The 15,023-nt window shown below is 49.1% G+C and carries 15 protein-coding genes; 4 read left to right on the forward strand and 11 right to left on the reverse strand.

Translation table 11 applies throughout. From position 1 onward, the window contains the following. Positions 1 to 124: 124 nt before the first annotated feature. Positions 125 to 1,459 carry a prephenate-dependent tRNA uridine(34) hydroxylase TrhP gene (gene trhP, locus C6Y40_RS19990; protein WP_105936164.1) on the reverse strand — a complete coding sequence of 445 codons (1,335 nt, stop codon included), beginning with the start codon at positions 1,457 to 1,459 and terminating at the stop codon, positions 125 to 127. 141 nt (positions 1,460 to 1,600) lie between these two features. After that, positions 1,601 to 1,927, reverse strand: a complete 327-nt coding sequence (gene trxA, locus C6Y40_RS19995) for a thioredoxin TrxA (RefSeq protein WP_105936165.1) — start codon at positions 1,925 to 1,927, stop codon at positions 1,601 to 1,603. Between the two features lie 99 nt (positions 1,928 to 2,026). On the opposite strand from trxA, the gene rhlB reads away from it, so the two are divergent. Continuing rightward, the gene (gene rhlB / locus C6Y40_RS20000; protein ID WP_105936166.1) at positions 2,027 to 3,310 is read left to right on the forward strand and encodes an ATP-dependent RNA helicase RhlB; all 1,284 of its coding nucleotides are present in this window, start codon (positions 2,027 to 2,029) and stop codon (positions 3,308 to 3,310) included. Positions 3,311 to 3,327: 17 nt separating this feature from the next. Further along, the gene (locus C6Y40_RS20005; protein ID WP_105936167.1) at positions 3,328 to 4,839 is read left to right on the forward strand and encodes a Ppx/GppA phosphatase family protein; all 1,512 of its coding nucleotides are present in this window, start codon (positions 3,328 to 3,330) and stop codon (positions 4,837 to 4,839) included. A gap of 19 nt (positions 4,840 to 4,858) precedes the next feature. On the opposite strand, the gene hemB is transcribed toward C6Y40_RS20005, so the two are convergent. Genes hemB through tatA form a run of 7 tightly spaced genes read right to left on the reverse strand, consistent with a single transcriptional unit; the run spans position 4,859 to position 10,471 of the window. Continuing rightward, positions 4,859 to 5,860 (reverse strand): porphobilinogen synthase, encoded by a 1,002-nt coding sequence (gene hemB, locus C6Y40_RS20010; RefSeq protein WP_105936168.1) that lies wholly within the window; start codon positions 5,858 to 5,860, stop codon positions 4,859 to 4,861. Positions 5,861 to 5,869: 9 nt separating this feature from the next. Then, a complete protein-coding gene (locus tag C6Y40_RS20015; RefSeq protein WP_105936169.1) occupies positions 5,870 to 7,753 on the reverse strand; it encodes a sensor domain-containing diguanylate cyclase in 1,884 nt (627 codons plus the stop codon). A 13-nt stretch (positions 7,754 to 7,766) separates the two neighbouring features. Further along, complete coding sequence (locus tag C6Y40_RS20020) at positions 7,767 to 8,537, reverse strand: TatD family hydrolase (RefSeq protein WP_105936170.1); 771 nt, start codon at positions 8,535 to 8,537, stop codon at positions 7,767 to 7,769. 1 nt (position 8,538) lies between these two features. Continuing rightward, positions 8,539 to 9,114: a hypothetical protein gene (locus C6Y40_RS20025; RefSeq protein WP_105936171.1), complete on the reverse strand. Its 576-nt coding sequence runs from the start codon at positions 9,112 to 9,114 to the stop codon at positions 8,539 to 8,541. Between the two features lie 59 nt (positions 9,115 to 9,173). Continuing rightward, positions 9,174 to 9,935 carry a twin-arginine translocase subunit TatC gene (gene tatC / locus C6Y40_RS20030; protein ID WP_105936172.1) on the reverse strand — a complete coding sequence of 254 codons (762 nt, stop codon included), beginning with the start codon at positions 9,933 to 9,935 and terminating at the stop codon, positions 9,174 to 9,176. Then, positions 9,936 to 10,235 (reverse strand): Sec-independent protein translocase protein TatB, encoded by a 300-nt coding sequence (tatB, locus tag C6Y40_RS20035; protein WP_105936173.1) that lies wholly within the window; start codon positions 10,233 to 10,235, stop codon positions 9,936 to 9,938. Continuing rightward, entirely contained in the window at positions 10,235 to 10,471 is a 237-nt protein-coding gene (gene tatA / locus C6Y40_RS20040; RefSeq protein WP_105936174.1) for a twin-arginine translocase TatA/TatE family subunit, read from the reverse strand. Before tatA ends, tatB begins: the two co-directional genes overlap by 1 nt. Before the next feature lie 300 nt (positions 10,472 to 10,771). Here tatA and C6Y40_RS20045 point away from each other — a divergent pair, with 300 nt between their 5' ends. Next, a complete protein-coding gene (locus tag C6Y40_RS20045; RefSeq protein WP_105936175.1) occupies positions 10,772 to 11,740 on the forward strand; it encodes a hypothetical protein in 969 nt (322 codons plus the stop codon). A gap of 244 nt (positions 11,741 to 11,984) precedes the next feature. After that, positions 11,985 to 12,299 carry a hypothetical protein gene (locus C6Y40_RS20050; RefSeq protein ID WP_105936176.1) on the forward strand — a complete coding sequence of 105 codons (315 nt, stop codon included), beginning with the start codon at positions 11,985 to 11,987 and terminating at the stop codon, positions 12,297 to 12,299. A gap of 44 nt (positions 12,300 to 12,343) precedes the next feature. Here C6Y40_RS20050 and ilvN read toward each other — a convergent pair whose 3' ends face one another. Further along, positions 12,344 to 12,841: an acetolactate synthase small subunit gene (ilvN, locus tag C6Y40_RS20055; RefSeq protein WP_105936177.1), complete on the reverse strand. Its 498-nt coding sequence runs from the start codon at positions 12,839 to 12,841 to the stop codon at positions 12,344 to 12,346. Then, a complete protein-coding gene (locus tag C6Y40_RS20060; RefSeq protein WP_105936178.1) occupies positions 12,841 to 14,559 on the reverse strand; it encodes an acetolactate synthase 3 large subunit in 1,719 nt (572 codons plus the stop codon). Before C6Y40_RS20060 ends, ilvN begins: the two co-directional genes overlap by 1 nt. Between the last annotated feature and the right edge of the window lie 464 nt (positions 14,560 to 15,023).

Below are 15,023 nucleotides of genomic sequence, written 5' to 3' on the forward strand. Positions count from 1 at the left end.
GGGCTAGTAAGGATGCCAGGCAAGCCTAGACTTAGTAAAGGTAGCACCATATTTTACTATCGTCCAGACTAAATCCCGTAAATGTTAAAAAAAGATTGCGAAACCCTCGCAGCCCTTTTTTCTTCTATGCCGGCACCGGCTGTGGTTGCTCAATACAGCGTAACAACATGGCCATCTCAGGAGAGAATCCCGCAACCGCCGGGATCTTAACTTTATAACCACTGCCCGGTGCTACCACTAATGTTTCATCTTGCTGGGAGCGCAAGGTATCAAGGACAATCTCGGTATTTCCGGCCGGTGTCATCACTTCCAGTTTGTCGTTAACGCTGAAGCGGTTCTTTACTTCCACGTACCACCAGTCGTTGTCACCATGGGTTACCTCACCCACCAGCTGACGGGTATCACTGGCTGAATTACCGCGGGCATATTGCTGATAGTCCTGATGGTTATGGCGTTGCAAAAACCCATCGGTATAGCCCCGGTTCGCCAGGTGCTCCAGTTCCAGGAACCAGTCGGCATCGAATGCCTCTCCCCGGCAGGCTGCATCAATAGCCTTACGATAAACCTGAGCGGTACGTGCGCAATAGTAAAAAGACTTGGTCCGCCCCTCTATTTTCAGCGAATCCACGCCAATCTCCACCAGCCGCTGAACATGCTGAATTGCCCGTAAGTCGCGGGAGTTCATTATGTAAGTCCCGTGCTCATCTTCAAAGGCGGGCATGGGTTCATCGGGGCGCTGGGGTTCGGTTAATAAGAATGCCTGGTCAGTAGGTGTGCCCATACCCAGAGTTGGCTCAACGGCATCACGAGCAGGAATAAACTGGCCGACTTGATTATCCACTGCTGCCTCCGCTTTATATTCCCAGCGACAGGCATTGGTGCAGGCCCCCTGATTAGGATCCCGTTTATTTATATAGCCGGATAACAGACAACGTCCCGAGTAGGCCATACACAAAGCGCCATGCACAAACACTTCAAGTTCGATATCCGGGCAGCGCTGGCGAATTTCTTCAATTTCGTTTAATCCCAGCTCCCGCGACAGGATAACCCGCTTGATCCCCTGCTGCTGCCAGAACTTTACAGCCGCCCAGTTCACGGCATTGGCCTGCACTGACAGGTGAATAGGTAAGTCAGGAAAATGCTCGCGAGTGAGCATTATTATGCCCGGGTCCGACATGATCATAGCATCTGGTTGTAACTCAGCCACCGGCGCCAGGTCCTGCACGAAGGTTTTTAACTTGGTGTTGTGCGGCGCAATATTATTAACGATATACAGCTGCTTATGGTGAGCACTGGTGTAATCCCGGGCTTCCTGCAATTTGGCCAGGGTAAATTCGTTGTTGCGTACTCGCAGTGAATAACGGGGCTGACCAGCATATACCGCATCGGCGCCATAGTGCAGTGCGTATCTCAGGTTTTTCATCGACCCGGCGGGTGACAGTAATTCAGGTTTTCGCATAACGTTAAAATGACCGGTTAAAAAAAGCGCCGAAGCTTAACCAACCTATGTAGTAATGGTATTAACCGAGATCAAATAATGCGTTTTTCGGGCACAAAAAAACCGGCTTAAGCCGGTTTTCTCAGTACGATTTTCACCGTATCAGATGTTTTCGTTCAAAAACTCAGTCAGCTGCGCTTTTGACAGTGCACCCACTTTAGTGGCTGCAACATTACCGCCTTTGAACAGCAATAACGTAGGGATACCACGGATACCGTATTTCGGCGGAGTTTCATTATTTTCATCGACATTCAGCTTGCCAACTGTTAACTTTCCTTCAAAGTCGGTTGCGACCTCTTCCAGAATAGGGGCAATCATTTTACACGGGCCACACCATTCAGCCCAGAAGTCAACCAGCACAGGACCTTCAGCATTGATAACATCTGCTTCGAACTTATCGTCAGTCAACTGGATAATTTTGTCGCTCATTCTTTTCTCCGTAATTGGTCTGTCGCTGAATTGTTCAGCTCTACCATAAGTGTTATATAGAAACTGTTTTTTAATGCAAGCACTGATAAGCTATAAGCTATGCAAACAACTCATTTAACCGAAACACATTTTTCCGATTTACCCATCAATAGCAAAGTCATTGATGCCTTAAATGCTGCAAATTTTACGCATTGTACACCAATTCAGGCGCTAAGCTTACCTCCTTTATTAGAAGGTAATGACATAGCCGGCCAGGCCCAAACCGGAACGGGTAAGACCATGGCATTTCTGGTCGCAACTTTCCACCATATTTTGAGCCGGGAACCAAATCCTGACGGTGAAAAGGAAGGGCCAAAAGCCATCATTATGGCGCCTACACGGGAACTTGCCGTACAAATTTACAATGATGCAGAACTGCTTAGTAAGCATACAGGGCTTTCACTTGCTCTCATTTATGGGGGCGAAGGTTACCAAAGTCAACGCGAAACTTTGCAGGATGGGGTAGATATCGTCATAGGTACGACAGGCCGCATACTGGATTATTATAAACAAGGCGTGTTTTCGCTGAATAATATCCAGGTTGCCGTACTCGATGAAGCAGACCGTATGTTTGACCTTGGCTTTATCAAGGACATTCGCTTTTTATTCCGTCGTATGCCGCCTGCCGCTGAACGCCTGAGCATGCTGTTCTCAGCCACGCTAAGCTACCGTGTGCAGGAACTGGCTTACGAGCATATGAACAATCCTACTCACGTACAGGTTGAAGCCCAGCAAATGACCGCAAGTCGCGTGTCAGAAGAATTATTTTACCCGTCAGACGACGATAAAATAAAGCTGCTGCTAACCCTGATGGAAGAAGAATGGCCGGACAAAGCCATTGTATTTTCTAACACCAAGCATGGCTGTGAGCGCGTTGCCGACTGGCTTGAAGCCGACGGTCACCGGGTCGGTCTGTTAAGCGGCGATGTACCGCAGAAGAAACGCCTGGGTATTCTGGAAGACTTTACCGGCGGCAAACTGGACATTCTGGTCGCCACCGATGTAGCAGCCCGAGGCCTGCATATCGAAGCCGTTTCCCACGTTTTCAACTATGATTTACCCGACGACCCGGAAGATTACGTACACCGTATCGGCCGTACCGGTCGGGCCGGAAAAAGCGGCGTAGCAATTAGCTTTGCCTGTGAGAAATACGCGCTCAACTTGCCGGGCATCGAAAGCTATATTCAGCATGCGATTCCGGTTACGGAATATGTGCAGGACGCCTTGCTTGACGATATTAAGCCACCGAAACCGCGCCAGCGTCGCCAGAACCGTCGCCCGTCTTCGCGTCGCAATAACTCAGGCAGAAGTTCAGGTAAGCGCCCACAGCATAAAAAGAATTAATGTCGCAGTAAAACGTTATGCAGCCACAAACCGATTTTGACGCCGAGACGCTCGGCGAATACTACGCCGCCGTAGACCTCGGGTCGAACAGCTTTCATATGGTGGTTGTACATGTTGCCAATGGCAGCGTGCAGATCATCGGTAAGGTAAAACAAAAGGTCCGCCTGGCGGCCGGTCTCGACAAAGACATGGTTTTAAGTAAAGAAGCCATGCAACGGGGCTGGGATTGTTTGCAGACGTTTGCCGAGCGGTTACAGGACATTCCGGCTTCAAACATCCGTATTGTTGCTACGGCAACATTGCGTCTGGCTGTTAATGCTCAGACCTTTATCGATAAAGCAGAGAAAATCCTCCACCATCAGCTCGACGTCATTCCCGGCGAAGAAGAAGCCCGGCAGATTTACCTTGGCGTGGCCTATACGTCGGCTAATCAGGGCAATTCCCTGGTGATTGATATTGGCGGGGCCAGTACCGAAATTATCATCGGTAATGATATGCAGCCTATCCATATGGTCAGCCTCGATATGGGCTGTGTGACTTTTATGGAGCGCTATTTCCTCGACGGCGAGCTTTCGGAAGCTAACTTCCAGCGCGCCAAAGAAGCTGCCTACGAGCTGCTTGACCCGGTTGCCGATGCTTTCCTTTGCTTTGACTGGCAGAACTGTCTGGGCGCGTCTGGTACGCCTCAGGCGATCACTGAAATTCTGGTAAAGCAGGGGATCAGCGATGCTATCCGGATTGACTATCTGTATAACCTTAGACAGCAGTGTATTGACTGTGGCAACCTGAAAGATTTGGTGATCGATGGTCTTGAGCCTAATCGACAGCCTATTTTCCCAAGTGGCCTGACTATTCTGCTGGCCTTGTTTGAACGATTGAAAATCCGCACCATGAATATTTCCGGCGGCGCGCTCCGCGAGGGTTTGATTTATGGCATGCTGGATAACCTTAAACATAACGACCGCCGTACCCAGACCTTAAATACCGCCATTCGCCGGTACCATATTGATAAGCCCCATGCGGTTAACGTAAAGCAACTGGCAATCAATTTGTGTAAGCAGCTCTGTCAGCAATCGACGTTTTGTCATCTGGACACCGAAACGGTGCTGGATGCGGCCGCCATGCTGCACGAAATTGGCTTGCATATTGAGTACAAAAAACACCATGAACACGGTGCCTATATTCTTAACTATATAGATTTACCTGGTTACACCCGCTTACAGCGTGCCGCTATCAGAGACCTGGTGGGCGGCCATCGACAGGCTATCGATTTGCAACCTTTTGCCTTGTATCACGAGGACGTAAAGCCCATGATGGAAGGTTTGCTGCGGATCCTACGGATCGCAGTGGTTGTGTGTTTACGCCGCCATCAGCAACATATTCCTGCCATTGAGCTGAAAGTCGACGGCCTTGACTGGATGCTGACATTCCCGGAGAAATGGCTCAAGGAGCATCCTCTTATTAATGCGGAACTGGTTAACGAAGCCTGGTTACAACATAAAGCAGGCTGGCACCTGACCTGTCGGTAGGGCCAGCCCGTCAGGTAGCTTAGCGGTTTTGCAGCAGATGGGCCGCTTCCGGTGCAAAATAAGTTAAAATGCCATCGGCACCGGCGCGTTTGAAGGCCAGCAGAGATTCCAGGATAACCTGCTCACGGTTAAGCCAGCCATTGTCGAAAGCCGCCACGTGCATGGCATACTCACCACTCACCTGATAAGCAAAGGTTGGCACTGCCAGTTCAGACTTACAGCGACGCACGATATCAAGATAAGGCATGCCCGGCTTAACCATGACCATATCAGCGCCTTCTTCCAGATCCAGTGCAATTTCAGTCATGGCTTCATCGCTATTAGCCGGATCCATCTGATAGGTTTTCTTGTTACCGCCTTTGATATTTGCTGCAGAGCCGACCGCGTCGCGGAAAGGCCCGTAGTAAGCAGACGCATACTTAGCGGCGTAGGCCATGATGCAGGTATGGACAAACCCGGCCTCTTCCAGCGCATCACGAATGGCACCGATGCGGCCGTCCATCATGTCCGACGGCGCGACAATGTCCACACCGGCTTCGGCATGTGATAACGCCTGTTTAATTAAAATTTCGACCGTTTCGTCGTTCATCACATAGCCGTATTCATCAATCAGGCCATCCTGCCCGTGGGATGTGAACGGGTCGAGCGCGACATCAGAAATAAGCATCATTTCTGGTAGTTCGGCCTTCAGCGTGCGGATGGCTGTTTGGGCGATCGCGTCAGCATTAAAAGCCTCACTGGCACACAGGGACTTTTTCTCTATGGGAGTCACCGGGAATAACGCCAGGCTGCGGATCCCCAGTTCATAGGCCTCTTTAGCTGCTTCTACCAACAGATCGGTGGATAACCTTTCTACGCCGGGCATGGAAGGCACGCTTTCGCGCTGGTTACTGCCAGGCAGCACGAATACCGGGTAAATAAGGTCGGCAGCAGTGAGTTGGTTTTCGGCAACCATCACGCGTAATCCCTCGGTGCGGCGTAAACGGCGCATGCGGCGCGGCAGATATTGTGAATAGCTCATAGTTTTGTCTCAATGTGGTTTAACTGAGGTAGCAACAACCCGGTTTCGACCGGCCTGTTTAGCGGCATACAGCCTTTCATCGGCCAGTTTAAGCAATTCTGTTTCGGCATCTTCATGGGAAATAATTGCACTGGCAACACCGCCACTCAGGGTTAGTGAAATGCTTTCATTATCGATAATACAAGGGGTCTCGGCTAACTGCTGACGAATCGACTCTACCAGCTGACCGGCCCCCTCGGTCTCGGTATTGGGTAAAATAATAGCAAACTCCTCGCCACCGTAGCGGCACACGTCGTCGGACGGGCGCTTAAGTAAGCTATGCAGCATTTGCGCAACATGGCGAATACAGGTGTCGCCAACACTGTGACCGTATTGATCGTTAATTTGTTTAAAGTGATCGATGTCTATCATCGCCAGTGCCAGTGGTGTTTGCTCTCGCCGGCTGCGTCGCCCTTCGGCTTGTAAGCGCTTGTCAAAGTGCCTGCGATTGCGGATGCCGGTGAGCGGGTCGATGGTATTGAGTTTTTCCAATTCGCGGTTAGCATCCGACAACTCACGCAGCGCAATTTCAAGCTCCAGCGTGCGCTCCTGCACTTTGTATTCCAACTCATCCTGAGTCCGCCGTTGCAGCTCAATTAGCTCCTGTTTTGCCGACACTGACTCGCGTTCCTGATCAAGCGCCTGCTCCTTTGCCTGCATCATCTGATCGCGCTGGCGACTGTAACTCATGGCGAGGATAAACGATAACATCAGGGCTTCGATAGTGGCACCGTACACCAGCAGTACCTGTGACGGAATGCTGATATTCAATACACCAAGATTATCCAGGCTGGCCGACAAGGCACTGATCAACAGCGCACTCCACGCCAGCGCGTAATATCCGGCAATACTGATGCGGCGCACGGCAAACCAGATGGCCACCCCCATAATCAGAATAACCGTGATAGTAAGCAGCATTAAAAAGACTTTAATCGAGATGGCATAATCGAGCAGCAATGCGCTCACTGTTAATACCAGAAATGATAGCGCCAGGGCTCTGAAGCATTTGGTAAAGAACGGGCTGTGTTGCCGGACTTCCAGCAGTGAACCTGAAAAAATGACCGCAAAGAACAGCGTGGCGCTGGCCAGAAACCCGACGGCCTGGCTTTGAAACCAAACCTGGTTGGGCCACAGGTACTTATAACCAAAGCCATGCAGACTCGCCAGCGTGAGGCCAAGGCACAGTACGTAACCGGTATAAAACAGAAAGGTCAGATTACGGGTGGTAAAAAAGAAAAACAGATTACTCAGCCCAATGGCCAGTAACAGGCCAAAGAACAGGCCCATTATCAGGTTGGTATTGGCGGTATATTCACTGAATGCCTGGCGCTGCCAAACCTTTACCGGTAATTTCACCACACTGGATGACTGCACCCGCACAAACACCTCTGCCGGCCAGTCATTTTCCGGCAGGGCAAATAAAAAGCTGTTGTAACGCAACTCGCGTTGATTAAAGGGTTCGTTATCACCCGCCGAAAAATGGTGCTGCGCTTCACCCTGCACCACCCACAGGTCAATATTATCCAGCAGGGGGTAATCAATTTCGATATAGGACGGCTGACTATCAAGACTGGCAGAGGCTAACGAAAACCTTACCCAATGGGCTTTATCGCTGTAGCCAAAGCTGATTGGGTTGGTAACCGGGTGCCAGTCGGTATTAGTCTGTGCCTCTAGCTCGGTTAAGGTACCTGGCGACGTGCCTGCGACAGCAGCTCGCAAGTCAGGCGAAAAACTGTGCTGGGTATCATCAAGGGCAGACCGGGTGATTACAATAAGCACCGCCACAACCAACAGGCTGGTTAGTATAAATAACCACTTTTCTGTAACCAGTTTGGTTGACGCAAAAAGCTGCATACTATTCGCTCTGTTAGCCAAATAACTGTTTGGCGTTGTTAAAGCTGATATTTTGTACCTGTTCAACACTCAGCGTTTTGATCTGAGCGACAGTTTGGCCAATATGCGGCAAACAGGCCGGCGCATTATTGCGCTGTCTCGGCTTCCGATCCTTAGGATACAGATAGGGCGCATCGGTTTCCAGAATAAGCCGCTCCGGAGGCAGCTCGCTTAGCGCTTCTCGTAGCGACTCTCCGCGTTTAGCATCACACACCCAACCGGTAATCCCTATGTACAGTCCCAGTGCCAGGTAGGCCCGCATTTCTTCAGGAGTACCGGTAAAACAGTGGGCAATCCCGCCTGCCAGCTTACTTTTAAACGGTTCGAGAATAGCCAGTTGTTCGGTAAAAGCGTCCCTTTCATGCAGATATACCGGCTTGTTGAGCTCAACCGCCAACGCCAGTTGTTCAGCAAACACGGCGCGCTGCACATCACGGGGAGAGAAATCTCGGTTAAAATCCAGACCGCACTCCCCCACTGCCACTACGCCGGGCTGTTTAGCTCTTTCCCGCAATTCCTGCCAGTGTTCAGGACGGGCATCTTTAGCATTATGAGGGTGAACACCGAGAGTATAGCAGAGCTGTTCAGGATACTGTTGATAGTAATCTTCAGCCTGCTGCCATTCATTCGGATGCGTGGTGATAAGACAAAGTCTGGAGACACCGGCGGCTAGTGCGTTTTCTATGGTTTGCTCGACGGGCATACGCGCATCGAACATATTTACCCCGGCATCAAACCAGGTCATGTTATCGGATCCGCTTTACTTTTATGCGGCGATTTACGCCGTCATGACTTAAAAAGAACGCGCCGAGAAAACCGCGTTCGATAGTGACTTCCAAACCGGTGGTTAGCCGCATTGGCTGACTATCTTTTTGTTGCCACTGAGTGCCGTTATCCAGAGTGATTAGCAGTTTGCCACGGGCAGTCTTACCGAGTTGTGAGATAATGGCGGTGATTTCATCAATGTCTTCATCTACCGTTTTTGGTGGTAAACCGAAATCGGCTAGTGCCTGACTGCGCGGCTGAGTCTGCTTGCGCTCATCGCGCCGGGCCTGAGCTTGTTCAGACATGTTAGCAGCCTGCTTTTCACGTGCCTTTTCTGTGCCCGTGAAGGCTGGTTTCTGTGGCTTTCTCTGGTTGTTTTCAGATGGGGTATAACGCTCAAGGGCCGGGTATTGGATGGTATCAAAACAAGCCAGGCGCCGGGAGTCATTGTCGATGGCTTTACAGGATGCAATGGCCTGAAGCAGGTTGTCGGCATAGCTATTTCCCGACACCAGCCACAACAAAGCAGGTAAAATCAAAGCAGACAGTTTTTTCATGGCTGGCATCCCTTGGTTTGGTTTTGTTTTAGTGTCTCAGGCCATATGTTGTAAACAGTTTAGTCCTTCGCGGCGGACTCTTCCTCATCATCTTCGTTTTCATCTTCGTCATCGCGACTATACAATGCGCCGATAACTACACCGCACTCAAACAATATCCACATCGGGATAGCCAGTAACGACTGGGAAATAATATCAGGCGGTGTCAGCAACATGCCAATAACAAAGGCCCCGACAATAACGTAAGGCCGTTTCTGACGCAGGCTGTTGGCATCGGTTACGCCGGTCCAGCAAAGCAAAACAATGGCAATGGGAATTTCAAATGACACCCCAAAAGCAAAAAACAGCTTCAATACAAAATTAAGATAACTGTTGATATCGGTAGCAACGGTTACGCCTTCCGGGGCCACCGAGGTAAAGAATGCAAACACCACCGGAAATACCACGTAATAGGCGAACGCCATACCGGCATAAAACAGCAGGGTGCTGGAAAACAGCAGCGGTGCTACCAGCTTTTTCTCGTTGCGATACAACCCCGGCGCAACAAAACCCCACACCTGAAACAGCACATAAGGGATAGCAATGAAAAACGACAGCACCATGGTTAACTTGAAAGGTGCGAAGAAAGGCGAAGCGACATCCGTGGCAATCATGGATGAATTAACCGGTAACGTCCGTAACAGCGGCTGAGCCAGCAACTGATAAAGATCGTTAGAAAAATAAGCCAGGCAGACAAATACCAGAAATACGCTGAGGACAGCGCGCAGCAACCGTGAGCGCAACTCAATCAGATGCGATATAAGACTATTTTCTTCAGACATTTATGGCTTTTTATACGGTTTTTGAACAGATTCGGCAGCTTCTTTGAGTTCGTCCACGCTGTTTTTCAACTCCGGAGACAAATCCTTGAGCCCTTGTTGTTCCGCTTTTTTTAAATTCTCATGCAACTCGTGAACCCGCAGTTGATGCTCGACTTCTTCCTTGAACCCACTGGCCACGTTTCTAATGCTTCGAATCGTTTTCAGGGTAGAACGCATAGCACCGGGTAGCCGTTCAGGCCCCAGCACGACAAGCGCTAATACACCGATTAACAGGATTTCCCAAAACCCAATATCGAACATTAGTGTTTTTCTTTAGTTTCGCTTTCTGTTTTTACAGATTCGCTACCAGCCTTTGGCTTTTCTTCCACTTTTGACTGTGGCTCTTTAAAGTCAGCGTCTTCTTCTGACACGGCTTTCTTAAACCCTTTAATGGCCCCGCCTAAATCCGAACCAATGCCTTTTAATTTTTTGGTACCAAATAACAGCACAACAATTACCAGCACGATGAGTAGTTGTACCCAACCAATATTGCCCATAAAAACCTCTTGCTTACATCAATGACTACAGTATGCCACCGACTGTCAATTCAAACAGCACTTTTATCGATTAATCGCGATATTCTACCGACCTATTTGTGATAAGCCAGTATTGATTAGTCTGCCGGGCAAAATAATCGCAGGTCAGATCTCTGCCAGCCGAATGTGAAAATTTTATTTGCAGCCTTCGGCATTATCACGCAAGCTAACTTAATCAGTTACAAGCATTTTCATGGAAGTCTGGTGCTTAACTACCAATGTCCGAATGAGACACGCTAACAATAAAAGGAACTGGCCATATTGTTTAAATGCAGGCTATTAGCCAGTTTGCTGCTCCTTTGGTTATGGGTGAATAACCAGGCCCTCGGTCAATCTGATACCACATCGGTTGAACGGGATAAACCGCAGCAAAATCCGCCGGCTACAGAAAGCTGGCTGGATAACTGGCACAGTAATTTTAGTGAGTCAATGGATTACACCGCGCAACGTCTCGATGAGTTTTTTGCGTTGGCAGACAGTGACGAGCATGAAAATGCCAGGGCAGAAGGCAGAGTACGATTTGGCTGGGAGCCCCGTACCCGCGATCTGGCTGCACAGGATTTTCGTTTTCGGGTCCGGGTAAAATTGCCGGCGCTGAAAGACCGCGTGGATTTAATGCTCTCGGATGATGAAAGTTACGACCGGCAGGACTCCATCCGTGCAGCAAGGGATGCGGTTAACGAAAACCGCGATTCCACCACACTGTCGCTGCGCTATCAGGAGGAACAGGACTCGCCGATTTCCCACCGTATTGGTGCTGGGCGGCGGGGCCAGCTGTTCGCAAAAAGTCAGTATGAAAGCGATTACCATTTCACAGATTTCCTGAAAATGGATTACGATGCCGAACTTTACTACTACACCCGGGATCAACTGGGGGCAGAGTTAGGCCTCGATTTTACTTACCTGCTGGCCGATGAAAAATACCTGCGCTTTAATAATCGCTATTATTACCGTGACCGCTTTGAAGACTGGTTCTGGCGACATGAAGTGCAATACCTGCGGCCGCTTACTCAGGAAAGTGCGATATTGTATACCTTTGTGACCAAAGGCCTGACCAAACCCAACCACCACCTCAACGAGGTCTACACCAGTGCTCGGTGGCGCACTAACTACTTACGCTCGTGGCTTTATTTTGAACTTGAGCCGTTCGTAATATGGCTTCGCAAAGAAGACTTTAAGCCCTCTTACGGGGTCGCCATGCGCTTTGAGTTTTACTACGGCCGACAGTAATTGGCCATAGTGCGCCGCTTGCTGATGGTTAAGCTCAAACCATAATGTTTACTTTAAGCCTGATGCTTTATCGCTATACCAGCTTAAAAATAAAACAACATGAAATCAGTGTATTACTCTATGTTTATGTCATTTCGTAATAAATATAGTCCCCAGCCCCTTGCTCACAAACACAGAATTGGGTTTAATAGACCATCTGGACTGGTTAATTATTAATCGTTATACGCAACAAGGAGGGGCATAAGTGCTATTTAAAAACTGCATTAAACTATTATTTTGCCTCGGGCTATCCCTGCCAGCGTCTGCCTTGCAACCGAATCACGATGAACTGCTGGTGCAATTCCAGCAAAGTTTCGGTTATCAGAGTCCGCCCCTGTTTTATACACCCCAGCCACAGCTCAGCGCCAAATTTGACGAAAGTCACCTCAGTGTGTTTTTTTCCTTCTTCTCTGTGGCACTCATTGTACTGGCTATTCGCGGTCAGCAACGTCAGGATTTCAGCCAGTTTCGGGATCCCCGCAAACACCACAGGCTGGCCTTACCTAACCACCAGTTTTAGACAAAAAAAGCCCGGCTAAGCCGGGCTTTTTAGTGTTTGAGTGGTTATGGGCGCAGAGCGCGCTCACCCCGGGCCAGGCCACACACGCCGGTGCGGGATGACTCGATGATCTCTGTGCATTGCGCCATGGTGGTAGCAAAGGCATCCAGTTTATCTGTGGTACCGGTTACTTCCATGGTGTAGTTGTTTAACGATACATCAAGGATGTTGGCGCGGAAAATGTCGGCGTTGCGCTTCACTTCTGCACGAATAGCTTCATTACGGGTTGCTACTTTAATCAGCATCATTTCCCGTTCAATGTGCGCATTTTCTGATAAATCGATCACCTTAAGCACGTCCACCAGCTTATTCACCTGTTTGGTAATTTGCTCAATAACCTTATCATCGCCATGGGTGATGATGGTCAGGCGAGACAAGCTCGGATCTTCGGTTGGTGCCACACATAAAGAGTCAACGTTGTAACCGCGCTGTGAAAACACCCCAACAATTCTCGACAGTGCACCTGGTGCGTTTTCCATTAATACTGAAATAATTCTTTTCATCAGGTTCTCTCCGTCTTGCTCAAGCGCATGTCATCCATCGCGCCGTACTTAATTTGCATGGGATATACGTGTTCATTCTGGTCGACTGCAATATCCATAAATACCAGACGATCAGTGATGCTAAAGCACTTTTCCATTGCTGCGTCTAATTCAGACAGCGAGTCAACTTTGATCCCCACGTGGCCATATGCCTCGGCCAGTTTGACGAAGTCGGGCATGGAATCCATATAAGAATGGGAGTGACGCCCTTTATAAATCATATCCTGCCACTGGCGAACCATACCCAGAGCACGGTTATTCAGTGAAATAATCTTGACCGGCAGGTTGTACTGCAAACAGGTAGACAGTTCCTGAATGTTCATCTGAATACTACCGTCGCCGGTCACAACCACTGAGGTCGCATCCGGGTGAGCGAACTGTACGCCCATAGCGGCCGGTAAACCGAAGCCCATAGTGCCCAGGCCACCGGAATTGATCCAGCGACGCGGCTTATCATACGGGTAATAAAGCGCAGCAAACATCTGGTGCTGACCAACGTCAGAACTAACGTACGCTTCGCCATTAGTGTGCTTGTAGAGTGATTCGATAACCTTTTGCGGTTTGATCACCGACTCTCCCTGTTCGAAGTTCAGGCACTTGCGGCTACGCCACTGAGTGATTTGCTCCCACCAGTCAGCCAGTTTAGCTTTCTGCTCTGGCAGCTCTTCAGGGGTTAACAGGTTTAAAATCTGCTCCAGTACAGTTTCTACTGAGCCAACCACCGGAATATGGGCATTCACTGTTTTAGAAATCGACGCCGGGTCAATATCCACATGAATGATATCCGCATGCGGACAGAATTTTTCGACATTATTGGTAACACGGTCATCAAAACGGGCACCCAGCGCTAAGATGCAGTCTGAGTTGTGCATGGTTTTGTTAGCTTCGAGCGTGCCGTGCATGCCCAGCATGCCGACGAACTGTTCGTGAGTGCCTGGGAATGCACCAAGCCCCATCAGCGTGCAAGTTACCGGCGCTTGTAATAACTCAGCCAGTTGGGTAACTAAGCCAGACGCTTCCGCTGTAATGGCACCGCCACCTACGTAAAGTACCGGACGCTCTGCTTTTTTAAGTGAAGCAACGGCTTTTTTCACCTGCTTCATGTGGCCGCGTACGGTTGGATTATAAGAACGCATGGTGACATCCGAAGGGAACACATAAGGGTGTTCTTCCATAACGTTCACAATATCTTTTGGTAAATCAACCACTACCGGGCCCGGACGGCCGGTATTAGCAATGTAGTAAGCTTTCGCGATGGCATCAGGAATATCCTCAGCCCGCTTTACCAGGAAGCTGTGTTTTACGATTGGGCGTGAACAACCCACCATATCCGTTTCCTGAAAGGCGTCTTCACCGATGTGCATCGATGGCACCTGACCAGACAGAATAACCATGGGGATCGAGTCCATATACGCTGTGGCAATACCCGTTAAGGTATTGGTGGCGCCTGGGCCTGAAGTGACGAGGACGGTACCGGTTTTACCTGTCGAACGCGCGTAACCATCTGCCATATGAGCAGCTGCCTGTTCATGACGCACGAGGACATGTTTGACATCATCCTGAGCAAATAATGCATCATAAATGTCAAGAACGGCACCACCCGGGTAACCGAATACATGTGTAACTCCTACATCTTTTAGCGCTTCCACCACCATGGCGGCGCCCGACATCATCTTCACGGTGTTATCTCCTGTTGGATCATTAATTCAAACTAATCATTTAAGTAATTCAATGAATTAGTTAAAGCAAGTTGCTTGGCTGACAATCACAGAAAGTCGATTGTAAATTGACCTTGGTTGTCGTGTACGCGGACTATATCGAAGGCACCGGGAAGATCAAACAACTTTCTTAATAAAAGTGAGATATATATCCCAAATAGTGAATATAGTAGGATATACATCCTATTTTCAACTATCAAAACCACTAAAAACGAAATTTTTATATTTACATGATTTTAACAGAAGTAATTATCAAAACAGCTCTGCAGCGCTTAGTAATTAACCCCTTGCAAATTTATTACGGCGAAAAAATCAATTTAATTTACCGCATCAAATTAGGATGAATATTTCGTTTAATCTTTTCAGCTTTTTTAGCTCTTCCTTTGGCAATAGCTTATTAACAGCTTTATGGGCCACTGCTGCGA

It is taken from the genome of Marisediminitalea alba, assembly GCF_002993365.1.
Classification (GTDB): domain Bacteria; phylum Pseudomonadota; class Gammaproteobacteria; order Enterobacterales; family Alteromonadaceae; genus Alteromonas; species Alteromonas alba.